This window comes from Sphingobacterium sp. BS-2 (assembly GCF_046161205.1).
Classification (GTDB): domain Bacteria; phylum Bacteroidota; class Bacteroidia; order Sphingobacteriales; family Sphingobacteriaceae; genus Sphingobacterium; species Sphingobacterium mizutaii.
Genome location: NZ_JBIXGO010000015.1, coordinates 79,343 through 96,269 on the forward strand (window position 1 = coordinate 79,343; position 16,927 = coordinate 96,269).

15 protein-coding genes and 1 riboswitch are annotated in these 16,927 nt (G+C 38.7%); of the genes, 9 read left to right on the forward strand and 6 right to left on the reverse strand.

The window, feature by feature from the left end; genetic code table 11:
- Positions 1-118 precede the first annotated feature (118 nt).
- Genes ACK2WI_RS06715 through ACK2WI_RS06725 form a run of 3 tightly spaced genes read left to right on the forward strand, consistent with a single transcriptional unit; the run spans position 119 to position 2,194 of the window.
- Positions 119-916 carry a DUF695 domain-containing protein gene (locus tag ACK2WI_RS06715; RefSeq protein WP_409150158.1) on the forward strand — a complete coding sequence of 266 codons (798 nt, stop codon included), beginning with the start codon at positions 119-121 and terminating at the stop codon, positions 914-916.
- An 18-nt stretch (positions 917-934) separates the two neighbouring features.
- Positions 935-1,615, forward strand: coding sequence for a hypothetical protein (locus ACK2WI_RS06720; protein ID WP_409150159.1), 681 nt, complete (start codon positions 935-937; stop codon positions 1,613-1,615).
- 3 nt (positions 1,616-1,618) lie between these two features.
- The gene (locus tag ACK2WI_RS06725; protein WP_312697656.1) at positions 1,619-2,194 is read left to right on the forward strand and encodes a hypothetical protein; all 576 of its coding nucleotides are present in this window, start codon (positions 1,619-1,621) and stop codon (positions 2,192-2,194) included.
- 197 nt (positions 2,195-2,391) lie between these two features.
- On the opposite strand, the gene idi is transcribed toward ACK2WI_RS06725, so the two are convergent.
- The 3 genes from idi to ACK2WI_RS06740 form a co-directional block, all read right to left on the reverse strand.
- Positions 2,392-2,919 carry an isopentenyl-diphosphate Delta-isomerase gene (idi, locus tag ACK2WI_RS06730; RefSeq protein ID WP_409150160.1) on the reverse strand — a complete coding sequence of 176 codons (528 nt, stop codon included), beginning with the start codon at positions 2,917-2,919 and terminating at the stop codon, positions 2,392-2,394.
- 51 nt (positions 2,920-2,970) lie between these two features.
- Positions 2,971-4,005 carry a threonine aldolase family protein gene (locus ACK2WI_RS06735; RefSeq protein WP_409150161.1) on the reverse strand — a complete coding sequence of 345 codons (1,035 nt, stop codon included), beginning with the start codon at positions 4,003-4,005 and terminating at the stop codon, positions 2,971-2,973.
- Positions 4,006-4,098: 93 nt separating this feature from the next.
- Complete coding sequence (locus ACK2WI_RS06740) at positions 4,099-4,770, reverse strand: DUF937 domain-containing protein (protein ID WP_093097912.1); 672 nt, start codon at positions 4,768-4,770, stop codon at positions 4,099-4,101.
- Between the two features lie 66 nt (positions 4,771-4,836).
- Between ACK2WI_RS06740 and ACK2WI_RS06745 the strand changes: the two genes are divergently transcribed.
- Positions 4,837-5,934 carry a DUF2891 domain-containing protein gene (locus ACK2WI_RS06745; protein WP_409150162.1) on the forward strand — a complete coding sequence of 366 codons (1,098 nt, stop codon included), beginning with the start codon at positions 4,837-4,839 and terminating at the stop codon, positions 5,932-5,934.
- 170 nt (positions 5,935-6,104) lie between these two features.
- On the opposite strand, the gene ACK2WI_RS06750 is transcribed toward ACK2WI_RS06745, so the two are convergent.
- Both ACK2WI_RS06750 and rpoN read right to left on the reverse strand, forming a co-directional pair.
- Positions 6,105-6,368, reverse strand: a complete 264-nt coding sequence (locus ACK2WI_RS06750) for a 5-oxoprolinase (protein ID WP_312697651.1) — start codon at positions 6,366-6,368, stop codon at positions 6,105-6,107.
- A gap of 61 nt (positions 6,369-6,429) precedes the next feature.
- Positions 6,430-6,524, reverse strand: a riboswitch (SAM-I-IV-variant riboswitch).
- Positions 6,525-6,571: 47 nt separating this feature from the next.
- Entirely contained in the window at positions 6,572-8,035 is a 1,464-nt protein-coding gene (gene rpoN / locus ACK2WI_RS06755; RefSeq protein WP_093097908.1) for an RNA polymerase factor sigma-54, read from the reverse strand.
- A gap of 227 nt (positions 8,036-8,262) precedes the next feature.
- Here rpoN and ACK2WI_RS06760 point away from each other — a divergent pair, with 227 nt between their 5' ends.
- Positions 8,263-10,593, forward strand: coding sequence for a transglycosylase domain-containing protein (locus ACK2WI_RS06760; protein WP_409150163.1), 2,331 nt, complete (start codon positions 8,263-8,265; stop codon positions 10,591-10,593).
- 49 nt (positions 10,594-10,642) lie between these two features.
- Positions 10,643-13,765: a DPP IV N-terminal domain-containing protein gene (locus tag ACK2WI_RS06765; protein WP_236736486.1), complete on the forward strand. Its 3,123-nt coding sequence runs from the start codon at positions 10,643-10,645 to the stop codon at positions 13,763-13,765.
- 74 nt (positions 13,766-13,839) lie between these two features.
- On the opposite strand, the gene ACK2WI_RS06770 is transcribed toward ACK2WI_RS06765, so the two are convergent.
- Positions 13,840-14,163, reverse strand: coding sequence for a hypothetical protein (locus ACK2WI_RS06770; RefSeq protein WP_093097903.1), 324 nt, complete (start codon positions 14,161-14,163; stop codon positions 13,840-13,842).
- 110 nt (positions 14,164-14,273) lie between these two features.
- Between ACK2WI_RS06770 and ACK2WI_RS06775 the strand changes: the two genes are divergently transcribed.
- The 3 genes from ACK2WI_RS06775 (at position 14,274) to nusA (ending at position 16,857) form a co-directional block, all read left to right on the forward strand.
- Positions 14,274-15,047: a LexA family transcriptional regulator gene (locus tag ACK2WI_RS06775; protein WP_093097901.1), complete on the forward strand. Its 774-nt coding sequence runs from the start codon at positions 14,274-14,276 to the stop codon at positions 15,045-15,047.
- 104 nt (positions 15,048-15,151) lie between these two features.
- Positions 15,152-15,616 carry a ribosome assembly cofactor RimP gene (gene rimP, locus ACK2WI_RS06780; RefSeq protein WP_313368283.1) on the forward strand — a complete coding sequence of 155 codons (465 nt, stop codon included), beginning with the start codon at positions 15,152-15,154 and terminating at the stop codon, positions 15,614-15,616.
- Between the two features lie 2 nt (positions 15,617-15,618).
- On the forward strand, positions 15,619-16,857 hold the full coding sequence (gene nusA, locus ACK2WI_RS06785) for a transcription termination factor NusA (protein ID WP_313368282.1): 1,239 nt from the start codon (positions 15,619-15,621) through the stop codon (positions 16,855-16,857).
- The last annotated feature ends 70 nt before the right edge of the window (positions 16,858-16,927 follow it).

Below are 16,927 nucleotides of genomic sequence, written 5' to 3' on the forward strand. Positions count from 1 at the left end.
TCAAGCGATTTCTATCTGTTTCATTTATATAAATTCGACAACCCTTCGTTCGGACAAGTAAAAGATGGAACTTACATTTGGGTAATTCAACCAAGAATGTTTTATCTAATTGGAAAGCATGTTCAAATCACTATTCAAGAAAAAGATCAGAATACCTCGTCATGATGAAAACTGGCAGGTTTATTTTTCTAGGATCAATAACCAGGTTACCTCGGTTATTGTTGATATCAATATTGCTGAGATTGCGCCGATAAAATCTTTGTCCGAGGTCTTTTATTTGATCATCCCTTTTGATTATGCCAATGAGGAAGGTTTACCAAGCATTGAAAGTTATAAGCTCATCAATGAAGTTGAGGATAAGATTTCGGAGTTGATCGTACGATTTGGGGAGAACCTGTTGCATGTCTCCACCTTGATCATGAATTCAGAACGATTGCAGATGTATTATTGTTATAAGGTAGAGAACACAAAAGTTTTCCTTGCCCAAATTGAAAAGGTTTTTGGACAGAAATTAACTTATCAAATCGATCATAGGCATGACCCCAATTGGAGTGATTATTTCAATCTGGCCTATCCATTGCCCTTTCAGATGGAGATGATCAAGAATCGCATTTTGCTACGGCAATTGACGGATGCAGGGGATGATCTGAAAGAATCCCGTAATGTACATCATTTTCTAGACTTCAAGGAAGAAAAGGATGTAGAACAGTTTCTGCAATTTGCCGAAAGCGAACGCTTTGTCCTGTTCTTGAAAGAAAGGCGTGATGAATTATGGAAGTTGGGCATATCTAGACAGGATTATGTAAACTATGAGCAGATTGATGATTTATGTCTTCCGATATGGGAAAAAGCTAAGGTTTTCAACGGGATTTATAGTGGTTGGGAATCAGAAGTAATCAGAACAAAGAATCGATAAAATTTTGAGTCAAGATATATGTTTATTTATATAAAGAAAATTGAAGAGGCGAGTTTTGCTGCGGATCATTTGCAAAACCCTGTTAATTCGGGAAATCAAATGATTTTGGTGTTTTATAGGTCTTATTTTTCTACGGCAATCTATACCGGATATTATAAGAATGCTGCTCCTAGTTATTATGATCGTGTAACAGATAAGTTTATACCAAAGCGGAAATGGTCCGAAGAAATGAAGCGTTATGTGCAGGAATGTGAGAACCAAGTGCCTAAAGCTCCTTTTCGATTGAAACCTACTATTTTTGGTTATATCTTCATACTGGCATTTATTGGATTTTTTGCATATTTAGTATATGATACGGTCAAGCCGAATCCATACCAGCAAGAACGTGTGTCAAAACTTTCGGAAACCATGAATGGAGGCGATTTGTACTTTGGTCGATTTACGGAAAAAGACCCGAGCACAGGGGCTCCTAAAGGTTCTGGATTTCGCTGGTTTAAGATCATGGATGCTGGTCAAGAAAGTTTATTGATTTCTAAAGCTAGAGAACATAGTACAACCGCCAAAACTTCCATGGAAATGAACAGTTCAGATTTTGAACAAGAAACCATTCCGATGAAAATAAAAGGTCAGGAGAGCTATCAAATTGATCTGGTTTCAGAGGATGGCAGTTTGGAAGTTACATTGACCGAGAAAAAATAATCTATGGGAATAAAAGAAGGAATAACAGCAAAGAAGGTGATCAAGATTTTTATTATTTGCCTAATAGTTGGCTTTATTCTGTTTGTATTTGCAATCATTCAGACCGTTAAGACGAAGTCTACCAATATCAGTAAGAAGGCGCCGTATAAGGAGGTTTTGGGAAAAGAGCTGGTAACCAAAAGACCAATCCGTCTTTTTATGGAACAAACTCCTACGAAAAAGGAATACCCGTATGCCATGTCGGATACGAATCAGACCTTTTGGAAATCATATACAGCCATGTTGCAGGCGGATGAACCTGTGATAAAATTGAGTGATTCGGTTGAAGCCAATGCGAAAGTGGTTTTTGATAAAGCCGTCATGTATACCAATGGGGTTTCTGGATCTTCTAATCCTAGATTATTCGGGACGTTGACCAGTGCCGATGGCAAAACCTATAAGGTTGAATTTCTATGGGGAACATACGATTATAACTATCCTTGGAAAGTCAGTCAAAGGGGGTATTTGTTTGAATTGGCACCTTGGCAAACTGTAAAGGATACAACGCATTATTATTTGCCCAATGCCGAATGGTGGTAGAAAGAGACAATAGACAACAGAACTTTCTGATGGCTATATGTTGAGAAAACTTGGGAACTAGATTTAAAGTTTGACAATAAAAAGAACGGTTCTAAAATCTCTGATTGTAGAACCGTTCTTTTTATTGAGGATATAGATTTTTTATATCTCATTCTGATTTGGATTGAGCATAGTAGGAGTTATGCAGTGTCTTATGTCTACTGTCTTACTAACATCTGTTTTATCCGAGGAAATATCAATTTAAACCAAAAGGTATAATCTTGAGGGTTTTCTTTAAGGTCATTTTCAACTTTTTCTACACTGATGTATTTTAGGTTTTGAACTTCGTCTGGGTTTGGGTTTGGGATGTTTTCGCTGAACTTTCCAATGAAAATATGGTCGAATTCATTTTCCCAAAGTCCATTTTCTAGATGTTCTTCATAGCTCAATTGGAATACCTCTTGGATATCGATATGGATTCCTAATTCCTCGAAGGTCCTTCTTTTGGCGGCATCAATGGTTGATTCATGAGGCCTAGGGTGTCCACAGCAGGCATTGGTCCAGAGACCGGGGCTATGGTATTTTGAATCGGCACGTTGTTGTAATATCAGATTTCCTTGTTCGTCTAATAGAAATACGGAGAAAGCACGATGTTTTTTGTTTTGAAGATGGGCCTCTTGTTTTTCCATCTGGCCAATTTCATTATCCTGTTGATCTACCAATATCACAAATTCTTCTACAGTCATAGTCTAGATTTAGGGGTGTTTTCCTAAAATAAGGAATTCAGGTTATTTAACCTAAAATGCTTGCGGAAGATCTGCGATAAACTGATCAATTGTTGTCTCTGGAGTAGCCCAAGAAGTCACAAGGCGTACTATTGCCTTATCTTGATCTAACTTCTGCCATACATAGAATTCATATTTTTTATGGAGTTCTTTGATAATAGGGTAAGGGAGAATCGGGAAGATCTGGTTGCTGACCGGGTTACTAGAGAATTCATAGCCTTTGGATTGGAAAGCATTTGCTAATTTTGCCGCCATTTGATTGGCATGTTTTCCTAGGTCAAAAAATAGATTGTCCTCAAACAAGGCATAGAATTGAGCCCCTAAGATTCTACCTTTTGCCATTAATGCCCCTTTTTGTTTGATATAATAGTCGAAACCCTGAGCAAGTTCCTTGTTTTTGAAAACAATGGCTTCACCTAATAAGCCGGCATTTTTTGTGGCACCGATGTAGAATACATCGGCAAGATTAGCCAATTCTTCGATGTTTAGGTCGGCATGGGATGAGGTCAACGCTGTAGCCAGCCTAGCTCCGTCTACAAACAATAACAAGTTATTGGATTTGCAAAATTGGGAAATTTCCTCTAATTCAGCTTTACTATAGATACTTCCAATTTCAGTGCATTGGGAGATATAAACCATAGCCGGTTTGACCATGTGGTTATCGGTATGGTAATCTAGCGCAGCTTGGATTCCTTTAACAGCTATTTTACCATCCTGATTGGGAATACAATTGATTTTATGTCCTGTGTTTTCAATAGCTCCAGTTTCATGCACCTCGATATGTCCGGTATCAGCAGCAATAACTGATTCATAAGGTTTAAGGAGATGGCTGATGACCAGCATATTCGCCTGGGTTCCTCCAGAAACAAAATAGATTTCAGCATCGGGATTATTGATGCTTCTTTTGATGAAAGATTTTGCTTTTATGCTTAGGTTATCCTCTCCATAGCCTGTTTCTTGATCGAGGTTGGTTTGGATAAGGAGATTTAAGATATTGGGGTGAGCACCCTCACTATAATCGTTTTTGAAACTTATTTTAGATTGCATGTGTAAATATAATCGTTTTCAACATCGGAAGGAATAAAATAGAAAAAGGATTGATCAATCTGACCAATCCCTTTATGGTTGTATTTTATTCGATTATTTTCCAAACATACCAGCAAGGCTATCTAAGATATTGCCTTTTGCATTGTTGTCGTTCTTTTGATCAAAGAACTGTCCGACTAGATCGCCTAATCCACCAGCTATATTAGGTTGAGAAGAGCTAGCAGGGCTAGAGCCGCCTCCACCTAATACGCTTCCGATCAAGTCACCGATTCCACCTCCAGAAGCATTAGAAGAGCCTCCTCCTAGGATACTTCCTAATAGGTCGCCAATTCCTCCGCCGCCTGTTCCAGCGTCAGCTTGTTTCTTTTTGCCTAAATAACCCATTACCAATGGTGCCAATAGGGCTAAAATACCCCCAATTTTTCCCATACTAATACCAGATTTTTCAGAAAGGGACTGTTTTACCGTTTCGGTATTTCTACCAAAGATGTGGTTTACAATTTTGTCTTCATCCTCTGAAGGTCCTTGATTAAATAAGCCAGCTAAGTTATCGAAGATTCCACCAGAGTGTTTATCCAATGCATTTTGAATGCCTTGAGCCTGTTCTGGGCTTTTTTGGGCATTATAATTCAAGGCAGACATCATCAATGGGATAGCTGCTGAAACCACCCATTGGGTTTGGTTTTTATCAAGTCCTAATTTTTCTGATATTCCTTCAGTAGCCTGTGAACCAATGCTTCCTGAAATTAAGTCACTAATGTTCATATTGTAGATTGTTATTGTTTATAAATGTTATTTTTATAACTCAAATATATTGCCAATTTTACTAGTATGAAAATAATATGTTCAAACATCTTTTTGCTTGTAGTTCTTTTGTTCCAAGCATGTAATAATGTACCCAAAAAGCAAGATGAAGTGCCATTGGAAGATGTGAAATTGTCTTTCGAATTAGCGCAGCAAATTTATGCTATGCCAACCCATTGTATTGAAGTGGAATATCCTAATAAATTAGGGCAAGTATTGGGTTCTGACTCTGATCTTAAGTCGCCAAAAGCCCTTAGACCAGTTTTTTATGGCTGTTTTGATTGGCATTCTTCTGTACATGGGTATTGGTCCGTAATTAAATTGCTGAAGACTTTTCCTGAACTGGATAAAGATGGAAAAATGAGGCAAGTCCTAAATGCCCATATCACGCCTGAAAATGTGCAAACGGAAATAGCCTTTTTCAATGATAAAAACAATTTAAGTTTCGAAAGGACTTACGGTTGGGCTTGGCTGTTTAAGTTGCAGGAGGAATTGGCAGGGTGGAATGATGAAGATGGCAAAAAATGGAAAGTAGCTTTACAGCCTTTTGTGGATCTATTGGTACAACGCTATATAGAATATCTTCCAAAATTGGTTTATCCCATTCGTGCTGGACAACATGATAATTCTGCTTTTAGTTTATCACTTTCTTTGGATTACGCCAATGCAGTAGGGGATGAAGCTTTTAAAAAGTCAATCCAAGAAAACGCAATGCGTTTGTTCAAGAATGATAAGAACTGTGATCTTGCGTATGAGCCAAGTGGTTATGATTTTCTTTCTCCTTGCTTAGAGGAGGCCTATTTGATGAGTAAATTGATACCTAAGGATGAATATGTAACGTGGTTGAAAGGATTTATGCCAGGTTTGTTTGATCAATCCTTTGAACTAAAACCTGCTATTGTGAAAGATAGGAGCGATGGCAAATTGGTTCATTTGGATGGCCTCAATTATAGCCGTGCTGCATGCTTAGTAGGTATCAGCAAAATAGATCCAAGTCTAGGCCACTTAAAAAGCAATAGTATAGCGCATTTTAATTTTTCTATCCCTAATCTAAGCGCTGAAGATGATTACATGGGAAGCCATTGGCTAGGAACCTTTGCATTGTATGCAATTAGTAGGTATTAGAGAGTATTGAGATTTGAGATATGAATTAGTATTGAGATGTGAGATATGAGTATTGAGATATTAACTTTGCTATATCATTTATTAGTATTGAGATGTGAGTTATGAGTGCTAGGTTAATAACCTTACTATCTCACATCTCACATCTCACATCTCATATCTCAAATCTATTTTCAGCAAATCGGAATTAATTTATTTTCAGCCAATTTTACTGGGACGCTTTGGATTTGGGTGAAGCCGTCTTCGGTGCTGATGATGGCTGAAAGGTCGATACCACGATTGGATAATGCGGATATCAAAGCCGTCCTGAAAGCAGTTTTGTTGGCTCCCCAATTGGATTTTACCAAATCATTGTTTAATACGACTAATTCGTTGGTGGAATAGTGGTGGAATTTCTCCACTAAATGCTGATGTAAGGGTTTTGTTGTGTTCGACATACAATTAATGTTTAAAGGGTTTAACCATAATTGCATTCAGAGGAGTCTTAAAAGACCTTGCAATATTCGTTTATTTTGGCTTGTCGCCCGTATCGATTTACCACCGCGGTGTCTGTCACTCGGTTGGTATTGCATCTGCAATTCTGAATACTCTACAAACTTAGTAGATTATATTTTAATATGCAAGTATCTAATAAAAAAAATTATAACTCTTTTCTCAATCGAGCAACAGGGATGTTCATGGCCTCACGATATTTAGCTACTGTTCTACGCGCGATGGAATAACCTTTTTCTTTGAGGATCTCGGTTAGTTTTTCATCGGCTAGCGGTTTTCTCTTATCCTCGTTAGCAATACATTCTTCCAAAATTTTCTTGACCTCTTTGTTAGAGACTTCTTCGCCTGATTCTGTTTGGATAGCTTCAGAGAAGAAAGATTTTAGTAAAAATGTACCGAATTCGGTCTGAACATATTTGGAGTTGGCAACACGGGAGACTGTTGAAATGTCCATTTCGATCTTATCGGCAATATCCTTTAAGATCATCGGTTTCAACATCCTGTCATCACCAGTTAGGAAATAGTCGTATTGATATTCCATGATGGCATTCATGGTTTTCAATAGGGTTTGCTGTCTTTGTTTGATGGCATCGATAAACCATTTGGCGGAATCCAGCTTCTGTTTAACAAATTGAACCGCTTCACGCATCTTCTTGTCGTTCTTTTCGGCCTTTTCATAGTGTTCAAACATTTCTTGATAGGAGCGGGATACACGAAGCTCAGGAGCGTTTCTGCCGTTTAAGGTCAGGTGCAGCACGCCATCGTTGTTTGAAATATGGAAATCTGGGATAATCTGCAGTTGTTTACCTGCGACAGCACCTGAATCACCTGGTTTTGGATTCAGCTTTAATATTTCATTTACAATTTCCCTAAGCTCTTCGGAATTAACTCCTAATTGCTTTTCGATTTTATCGTAATGTTTCTTTGTGAACTCGTCCAAATAATTTTCAACGACTAACAAAGCCTGTTGGATAATAGGATTGCTCTGGTCTTTTTTACGTAGTTGGATGGTCAAGCATTCCTGAAGATTTCTAGCACCAATCCCCGGAGGATCAAAGCTTTGGACAATCTTTAGCATCTCTTCAACCTCATCTTCTTCGACAATGACATTTTGCGAAAAGGCTAAATCATCAATCAAGGAGAGGATAGGTCTTCTTAAATAGCCATCATCATCTAAAGAGCCGATGATTTGTTGGCCTAGAACATAGTCTTTGTCAGAAAGTGCTAATAAATCCAGTTGATTTTGGAGGTTTTCGAAGAAGGAGTCTTGAACAGCGATGGGGATTTCTTTTTTACCATCTTCATCATCATGGTCATAACCACCACCATAATCCTTATAATCGTCTTCTTGGATGTACTCGTCTACGCTGAATTCATCATCGTAGCTATTGTCTTCCATGTTGAAGTCGTCATCAGGGTCTTTGTCTGGGTATTCTTCGACAGGGTCGTTCATGTTGGTCAAACTACCATCTTCCAAGGCAGGATTCTCTTCAAGTTCTTCTTTGATGCGGGCATCTAATGATACAGTAGGTACCTGAAGCAATTTTATGAATTGAATTTGTTGCGGTGAAAGTTTCTGTAATAATTTTTGTTGTAGTGTTTGCTTTAACATGTCCCCGAATAATAAATCACGTAAAAATAGGGAATTATATTTAATAAGGTAAAGATGTTGTAAACAAAAGATAGTTTAGGTACAGTTTTTGCTATTATAAGTATCGGAAAAACAGCCTAGTTAAAAACCAAAAAACTCATTTGTTAAAATTCGTTAATTTTCATTTCAAGCTTCATTTTTGGGCAAATTGATATGATTTTTTCCAAAGTTTTGTTCATATTTACCGTATGTTTAAACGAGTCCGGAACAAATTTTTGCGTATCGCACTGATTGTTATTTACTTTATTATCTTATTTACTTGCGCGGTACAAATTAACTTCCTAGGCTTGTTCGGATCATCGCCTACCAAAAAAGAAATATTGTTGCCTGAACTAAATGTTTCTTCAGAGTTATTTACAGCGGACTCTGTTTTAATTGGTCGTTATTATAAGCAAGACCGTGATCCAGTTCCTTATGATAGTATTTCTCCCAATATCGTTAATGCCTTAATCGCTACTGAAGATGTTCGTTTTAGAAAACATCATGGGGTGGATTTTATTGGTTTGTTTGGAGGAGTTTTTTCAACCTTAAGTGGTTCTGACCGTGGTGCAAGTACTATTACCCAACAGCTTGCCAAGAATTTATATAGAACTCGTTATAAAGATGCTCAAGGTTTGCTTGGTAAAATCCCAGGAATTGGTTTGTTGGTAACAAAGTACAAGGAATGGATGACCGCCTTCAAATTGGAGAGCAAATACAGTAAGGAAGAAATCTTGACGATGTATCTGAATACCGTTTCATTTAGCAATAATGCCTACGGAATTAAATCAGCATCGGTTCGGTATTTTGATAAGCTGCCAAGTGAAGTCACTGTAAATGAAGCTGCCGTTTTGGTGGGAATGTTGAAAGGGACTACCTATTATAATCCAATCCGAAATCCTAAAAATGCTTTGCAACGCCGAAATGTCGTTCTGAACCAAATGGAAAAAGAAGGCTATTTGAAGAAGGATGAGGTGGCTAATTTAAGTAAAGATTCATTAGGCTTGAACCTGAACAATCAAGAAGTACGAAATTCTAACGATTCATACCTAAGAACAGCCGTTGAAAAATGGTTAGAGGATTGGGGCGAAGAGAATGAGATCGATATCTATACCAGTGGTCTGAAGATTTATACCACCATTGATTCCAGGATGCAGAAGATAGCTGAAACAGTTGTGGCAACGAAGATGAAAGAATTGCAACAGCGTTTGGATAATGTGTGGGGGAATGAGTTGCCATGGAGAGATAAGGAAGGAAATGTTATTCCTAATTTCTTGGAAGATCATGCGAAAAAGCTTCCTATCTATGCTTCATTGATGAAAAAGTACAATGATGAGGCCAAGGTCTTTGAGGAATTGAACAAGAAAAAATCAATGGAAGTCTTTACCTGGGATGGGATGGAAAAGGTGGATTATTCGACCATGGACTCCTTAAAGCATTACTTGACCATGTTGAATACCGGTATGATGGTCATGGATCCCTATAACGGGAATATTAAAGTCTGGGTCGGTGGTATAAATCATAATTACTACAAATTTGACCATGTAAACCAAGCGAAAAGACAGGCAGGTTCGACCTTCAAACCATTTGCTTATGCAGCAGCTTTGGAATCTGGGCTAGCCCCTTGCGATAAATTCACGGATAAGCCCGTGAAAATCGAATTCATAAATAATAAGGGTGAGCATGAAATATGGGAGCCAAAAAATGCCGATTGGTCATTTTCTCATAGTGACTTGTCGCTAAGACACGCAATGGCTCGTTCTTTAAATACAGTTACGGCTCAGATCACGGAAAAGGTTGGATGGGACAAAGTCGTTGAGATGGCCCACAAATGTGGTATTGATAGCAAATTAGAGTCTGTGCCGTCAGTTGGTTTAGGTTCAAATGATGTTTCTGTTTTTGAAATGGTAAGGGGCTATAGCACTTTCATGAATGAAGGAAAGCGCACCGAGCCAGTACTTGTTTCAAGAATTGAAGATAAAGACGGAAAGGTATTGGCTGAATTCAAAACCAGTACTAAAGAAGCGATTACTGCTGAAAATGCTTGGTTGATGGGTTATATGCTTAGAGGGACCATCGAAGAATCCGGAGGTACTTCGCAGGCATTGTGGGAATGGGATCTTTTTCAGGATGAGAATCAAATCGGTGGGAAGACTGGAACCTCTTCGGATTATGTTGATGGTTGGTATATGGGAGTGACAAAAGATTTGGTAGCTGGCGTTTGGGTAGGTTGTGATGAACAAAGTATCCACTTTAAGAGTTCCGCGACTGGGGAAGGATCTAAAACAGCTTTGCCGATCTATGCGTTATTTATGGAAGAGCTTTACAAGCATCCCGAATTGGGGGTGACCTTCGGGAAATTTCCGGAACCAACTGTTGAAATTACCAAGAAATATAACTGTCCGGGACCAAGAGTGCGTGTCCGTCAAGATAGTAGCAGTACAGAGGGTCTGAACCCTGATGCTGAAATTCCTAACATTGTTCTTCCTGATTTATTGAATCAAAATAATAATGAAGAGCAACAAGAGGAGACGAATTAATCTATTGAAGTGAATTGATTTTATTATTTTTATTGACTAATAATCAGTTATGAAAATTAACCACATGCTATTTGCGAGAATATTATGCATTAATCTTGTTTTGGCTGTATTTATGGCATTGATGCCAGGGGAAGCCAACGCTCAATATTTTGGGCAGAATAAGATGAGGTATAAGAAGCTTGATTTCAAGGTTTATGATACCCCACATTTCAATATTTATTATTATTTGCAAAATGATTCCATGATGAATTGGCTTGCAAAGGAATCTGAAGTGTGGTATGAATTGCATCAACAGGTATTCCAAGATACCTTTTCGAGAAAAAACCCAATTATCCTTTATAACAACCATCCTGAATTCCAGCAGACCACTGCTATTTCCGGTGAGATCAGTGTTGGGACGGGCGGTGTTACAGAAGCTTTTAAACAGCGTGTCGTGATGCCGATCATGCAGATCAATCAGCAAACTAGACATGTTTTGGGTCACGAGCTGGTCCATGCCTTTCAATATAGGGTGCTGATAGAAGGAGGGGATTCTACCAGGTTGGAAAACATTGCAAACCTTCCGTTGTGGATGGTTGAGGGTATGGCGGAATATTTTTCCATCGGAAAAAAAGATGCCTTTACCTCCATGTGGATGCGGGATTCTTATGCTAGGAATGACCTTCCGAGTTTGAGGCAGATGACCGAGCAGTCGAGCAAGTATTTCCCGTATCGCTATGGACAGGCATTTTGGTCGTATTTAGGTTCAACTTATGGGGATACCGTAATCATGCCTTTGTTTATAGAAACCGCGAAGTATGGATATGAGAATGCGATAAAACGTGTCTTTGGATATGATGCACAGACCATGTCAACCTTGTGGAAGAACAGTATGGAGAACTCCTATAGAAATATAGGTAAGGATACGACCTCGAATCCAATTGGTAAATTATTGCTTTCTACTAAAAATGCAGGTCGGATGAATGTGTCGCCGGCTATTTCTCCTGATGGTAAATATGTGGTTTTCTTGTCCGAGATGGATATGTTCAGTATTGACCTGTTTCTGGCGGATGCCGAAACCGGAAATATTGTTAGAAAACTCGGCAGTCGACTCACCAATAAAGATATTGATGAATTTAGTTTCATAGAGTCTGCCGGTACTTTTTCTCCTGACAGCAAGAAGTTCGCTTTTTCAGTTTTCAGTGAAGGGAAGAATAAGCTCATGATTGTAGATATCGGAACAGGTAAGACCTTGACGGTCCAAGCAATGGGTGATATCACGGAGTTTACTAATATCACTTGGGCGCCAAACGGAAGCTTGGTGGCATTCTCCGGTCTAAAGAACGGAAGAAGTGATATTTATACCTATGACTTGGAGTCAAAGGACTTACAGCAGTTAACTGATGATAAATATTCTGATTTCCAACCTAGTTTTTCAAGGGATGGTAAGTATATCGTGTTCAGTACAGATAGGATGTCTTTGGAGTCAGCCAGCAGATCAGTTGATATCCCTATGGGATTAGCGGTTGTTGATGTCAATACCAAAGAAATAAAAAATATTCCTGTGTTCCCAGGAGCGAATAACCTGAATCCTCACTTCTCTTCATCAGGGAAAGAAATCTATTTCCTGTCCAATAGTGATGGATTTAGAAATATGTACCGTATAGTCATCGATGGTGGCCATGTAGAGAGAATGACTGATTTCTTTACTGGGATCAGTGGTATTACGGAATATTCTCCAGCGATGAGCGTCTCAGCTAATGATGATATTATCTATTCTTATTTCAAGAATAATTCCTTTTCGATCTATAAGGCTAAGAGTTCTGAGTTTGAAACGAAATCAGTGGATCCAGGTGTAGTGAATTTAGAGGCAGCTATGTTGCCGCCAGTTCAAAGCCGTGGGGTAGATGTGGTGAATACCAACCTCTATAACTTCAATGCCTACGGAAGGATTTCTGATTCGCAGATCCAAAATATTCCTTATAAACCAAAATTCAAATTGGATTATTTGGCAAACAGTGGAGTAGGGATGTCGGTGGGTTCGAGATATGGAGCCGGAATAAACTCTGGTATCCAAGGGATGTTTTCCGACATTCTGGGTTATAACCAGATCTTTGCTGCCTTGAATATCAATGGTGAAATCTATGATTTCGGTGGTCAGGTGGCTTATATCAACCAAAGAAGCCGTTGGAACTGGGGTGGGTCATTATCGCATATCCCATACCGTTTTGGGTTCTACAATTTTGATCAAAGGGATTTAGGTAATGGTGTTGAGCCGGTAATCGACCAGTATTTGGTGAGGTCTTTCCAAAGCCAGGCTGATGCATTTGTGGCTTATCCGTTCAATAGACACCATCGCTTTGAGACAGGTGGTGCCGTTTCTTATAACTCCTACCGTGTTGACCGCTTTACCCAAAGTTATTATAACTATTATGGAAACCGGGAGCGGGTTCCTAATGATGAGGCTGCAAAAGCGTTAGGGGTATCCAATTTGGATCCATTTAATTTGATGCAAGTGAATGCAGGTTTTGTAGGTGATAATGCTGTCTTTGGTATTGCAGCACCTCTACAAGGTTTCAGATATAGGTTAGGAGCAGAACAATATTTCGGTACCTATAGCTTCACTGCTTTGAACGTGGATTTGAGAAAGTATCAAAGAATTAAACCAGTTACTATCGCAGCCAGGGTCTATTCGTACATGCGTATGGGAACTGATGCTGATAGGCTTTACAATATTTATATAGGATACCCGTATATGGTGCGTGGATTTGAGTCCAATTCATTTGGTCCTAATAGTATGATTGGTTACAATGATTTGTCAGGATCTAAAATGGTTGTTGGAAACTTTGAAGTAAGGTTGCCATTTACAGGACCAGAGAAACTGGCGGTTATTCCTTCGGGATTATTGTTTTCGGATCTGAACTTCTTTATTGATGGAGGTTTGGCTTGGAGTAACAACAGTATCGTGAAGTGGAAGAAAACCGATAGTGATATCGTAAATGAATCGGTCAATGGACAGAACTATAGCAGTTATGATCCAAGGGTGACTATGCCTGTGTTCAGTGCGGGTGTTTCGCTACGTGTCAATCTGTTTGGGGCGATGATATTAGAGCCATATTATGCTATACAGCTCAATAATCCAACTAGGGAGAAATTTGGAACCTTTGGATTAAACTTTGCTCCGGGATGGTAGTCTAACTATCTAGAAAAGAGCGAGAGATATTGAGATTAGTGTAGGGAAAGGTTGTTAAGGCCGTTGTTTATAGCTTATGCATAAACAACGGCTTTTTTGTTTGTCCTGAATTTTGATAGGTTAGGACATAGGCTAAGCCAATTTGGATTGGTCTTGCGGATCAATCTTTCCTTTACGATTCTACCCATTGCGTTCAATTCCTTTAACCTTCTGTCGGCTTCATACAAGCTATTGTGTGTTTCAACTAAGACGATTCGGTTTAACATGGCAAATGAAAATAGCGTAGGCTCTTGGCTGCTCTGCATATCTTGGTATACTGAATTTAAATCTTGGCAAAATCCTGCCTGTAAGAACTTGCGATTAGAATCTGTAGCGATATAAGTATAGTATTTATTCATTTTATTCTTGCTTTAGCTAAATTATTTGGTAATTTGCAATCGTTTTGCTAATTTTATTGGTACAATAATACTAATAAATTTAGTATTTCAAAAAAATAAATAAAAAATATATGGCTAATATTTCATCAAATCTTAAATATCTTCGCAAGAAAAAAGGATTAACACAGCAGCAGTTTGCTGATTTAATGGAAATTAAGCGTGCTTCAGTGGGCGCTTATGAAGAAGATAGGGCGGAGCCTAAGTATGAATTGCTAAATAAGATAGCAGAGTTCTATGAGTTGAGTATGGATGAATTGGCCAATGATGTAATTGATGATAAATGGAAGCCTACTCCAAAAAGCAATGCCTCTAATTTAAGGGTACTGAGTGTAACTGTTGACTCCAATGATAGGGAGAATATCGAATTGGTCCCAGTAAAGGCAAGTGCGGGTTATTTGAATGGCTATGCGGATCCAGAATATGTAAGTGAGTTGCCAAAATTTTCCTTGCCTATGTTCAACCAAGGGACCTACAGAGCCTTTGAAATCAAGGGGGACTCGATGTTGCCTTTAGCGTCTGGATCTTTGATTATAGCGGAGTATGTAGAGAATTGGCATGATATCAAACCTGGACAGACCTATGTGGTCGTGTCTTCAGATGAAGGGATTGTCTATAAAAGGATCGGTCAAAAATTTAAAGAAGATAAAGGGCTGAAGTTGGTGTCAGACAATAAAACCTATGAACCTTATTGGGTTTCAGCTAACGAAATCTTAGAAGTGTGGAAGGCAAAGGCTTTTGTGAGTACAGAGCTTCCAGAGCCAAATCCAGAACCAACACTGGAAGCATTGTCCTCTATGATGGCGCAAATGCAGAAAACCATCAATTCTGTAGTCGATAAAAATTAACATCAAATTCATGGTTTGTAAATAAGAAAATCATTTTGTACCTTTGTACTATCTGAAAGGAAGGGGGCATGGTATGCCCCCTTTTTTAATTCATTTTTTAAAATATGCAGGTTGAAAATCGAGTAATCGAGTTAGTAGAAGAAAAAATTGCCGACAGACCGGATCTATTTATTGTCAGTGTTCGGTTTTTAAAGAATGGCGTTTTAGAGATTCTTTTAGATGGTGATAATGGGATTGCAATTGAAGATTGTGTTCAAGTGAGTCGCCATGTTGGTTTCCATTTAGAAGAAGAGAACGTGATTGATAAGGCCTATCGTTTGGAGGTTTCCTCTCCAGGTATTGATTCCCCTTTGTTATTGAATAGACAGTACGAGAAGAATATCGGTAGAGATGTTCAGGTGAAGATGCAGGATGGAACAAAACGAGAAGGACAGCTACTGGCAATCAACGAAGGATCGATCAGCATAGAAGAGAAAGTAAAAGAAAAAGGAAAGAAAGCCGTGTTACAACAAGCTGAAATTCCCTTAGAACAAATAAAGGAAACAAAGGTGTTAATTTCATTTAAATAAGAATGAGTACTAATATAAACTTGATTGACTCGTTTCAAGAGTTTAAAGACTTTAAGAACATCGACCGTCCAACCGTAATTACCGTTTTGGAGGAGGTGTTCCGCAGTATGATCCGTAAGCGTTTTGGAACTGACGAGAATGTAGACGTTATTGTCAACCCAGATAACGGTGACTTGGAGATCTGGCGTACGCGTGTAGTTATGGAAGATGGTTTCTCTGAAGATGATGATTTGGAGATCGAATTGGAAGAAGCGCACAAATATGATCCAGATTTAGAAGTTGGGGATGATTACATTGAGCAAATTACTTTAGAAAGCTTTGGTAGACGTGCAATTTTAGCGGCTCGCCAAACATTGGTTTCTAAAATCCTTGAGCTTGAGAAAGATGAAGTCTTCAAGAAATACAAAGACCGTGAAGGCGAGTTGGTTATTGGCGAGGTTTATCAGATCTGGAAGAAAGAGATCTTGGTATTAGATGAAGATGGAAATGAATTGATCCTACCTAAGAGTGAGCAAATCCCAGCGGATTACTTCAAAAAAGGTGATAGCATCCGTGCGGTTGTTGACAAAGTGGACATGATGAACAATAATCCTAAGATTATTATCTCTCGTACCGCTCCTGAGTTCTTGCAAAGGTTATTCGAACTTGAGGTTCCTGAGATCTTTGATGGTTTGATCACAATTAAAAAGATCGTTCGTGAACCAGGAGAACGTGCTAAGGTAGCTGTTGAGTCTTATGATGACCGTATCGATCCAGTTGGTGCTTGTGTGGGTATGAAAGGATCACGTATCCATGGTATCGTTCGTGAGTTGCGCAATGAGAACATCGACGTGATCAACTTTACAACCAACCACTCCCTGTATATTACGCGTGCATTAAGTCCTGCACGTATTACTTCAATCAAGATTGATGAAGAAAACAAAACTGCGGCGGTTTACTTGAAACCAGATCAGGTTTCATTGGCAATTGGCCGTGGAGGACACAATATTAAATTAGCTGGTAAATTAACTGGTTATGAAATCGATGTATACCGTGAGAGCGGCGAAGAAGAGGAGGATGTGGACATCGAAGAATTTGCAGATGAAATTGACGGATGGATTATCGACGAGTTTAAACGCGTTGGTTTAGATACAGCTAGATCTGTATTGGCACTGTCCGAAGAAGAACTTGTAAGACGTACAGATTTAGAAGAAGATACCATTCGCGAGATCGTACGTATTTTACAAGCGGAATTCGAATAATAAAAAGTTCGAATCTGAGGGTTTAACAATTTATAATAAATTGTTAAATCCTTGTAAAAAAACATATTTT

Bases quoted from the DNA above. Each gene is read 5' to 3' on its own strand.
- ACK2WI_RS06715 (WP_409150158.1), top strand. From the start codon at position 119: ATGTTCAAATCACTATTCAAGAAAAAGATCAGAATACCTCGTCATGAT.
- ACK2WI_RS06720 (WP_409150159.1), top strand. From the start codon at position 935: ATGTTTATTTATATAAAGAAAATTGAAGAGGCGAGTTTTGCTGCGGAT.
- ACK2WI_RS06725 (WP_312697656.1), top strand. From the start codon at position 1,619: ATGGGAATAAAAGAAGGAATAACAGCAAAGAAGGTGATCAAGATTTTT.
- idi (WP_409150160.1), bottom strand. From the start codon at position 2,919: ATGACTGTAGAAGAATTTGTGATATTGGTAGATCAACAGGATAATGAA.
- ACK2WI_RS06735 (WP_409150161.1), bottom strand. From the start codon at position 4,005: ATGCAATCTAAAATAAGTTTCAAAAACGATTATAGTGAGGGTGCTCAC.
- ACK2WI_RS06740 (WP_093097912.1), bottom strand. From the start codon at position 4,770: ATGAACATTAGTGACTTAATTTCAGGAAGCATTGGTTCACAGGCTACT.
- ACK2WI_RS06745 (WP_409150162.1), top strand. From the start codon at position 4,837: ATGAAAATAATATGTTCAAACATCTTTTTGCTTGTAGTTCTTTTGTTC.
- ACK2WI_RS06750 (WP_312697651.1), bottom strand. From the start codon at position 6,368: ATGTCGAACACAACAAAACCCTTACATCAGCATTTAGTGGAGAAATTC.
- rpoN (WP_093097908.1), bottom strand. From the start codon at position 8,035: ATGTTAAAGCAAACACTACAACAAAAATTATTACAGAAACTTTCACCG.
- ACK2WI_RS06760 (WP_409150163.1), top strand. From the start codon at position 8,263: ATGTTTAAACGAGTCCGGAACAAATTTTTGCGTATCGCACTGATTGTT.
- ACK2WI_RS06765 (WP_236736486.1), top strand. From the start codon at position 10,643: ATGAAAATTAACCACATGCTATTTGCGAGAATATTATGCATTAATCTT.
- ACK2WI_RS06770 (WP_093097903.1), bottom strand. From the start codon at position 14,163: ATGAATAAATACTATACTTATATCGCTACAGATTCTAATCGCAAGTTC.
- ACK2WI_RS06775 (WP_093097901.1), top strand. From the start codon at position 14,274: ATGGCTAATATTTCATCAAATCTTAAATATCTTCGCAAGAAAAAAGGA.
- rimP (WP_313368283.1), top strand. From the start codon at position 15,152: ATGCAGGTTGAAAATCGAGTAATCGAGTTAGTAGAAGAAAAAATTGCC.
- nusA (WP_313368282.1), top strand. From the start codon at position 15,619: ATGAGTACTAATATAAACTTGATTGACTCGTTTCAAGAGTTTAAAGAC.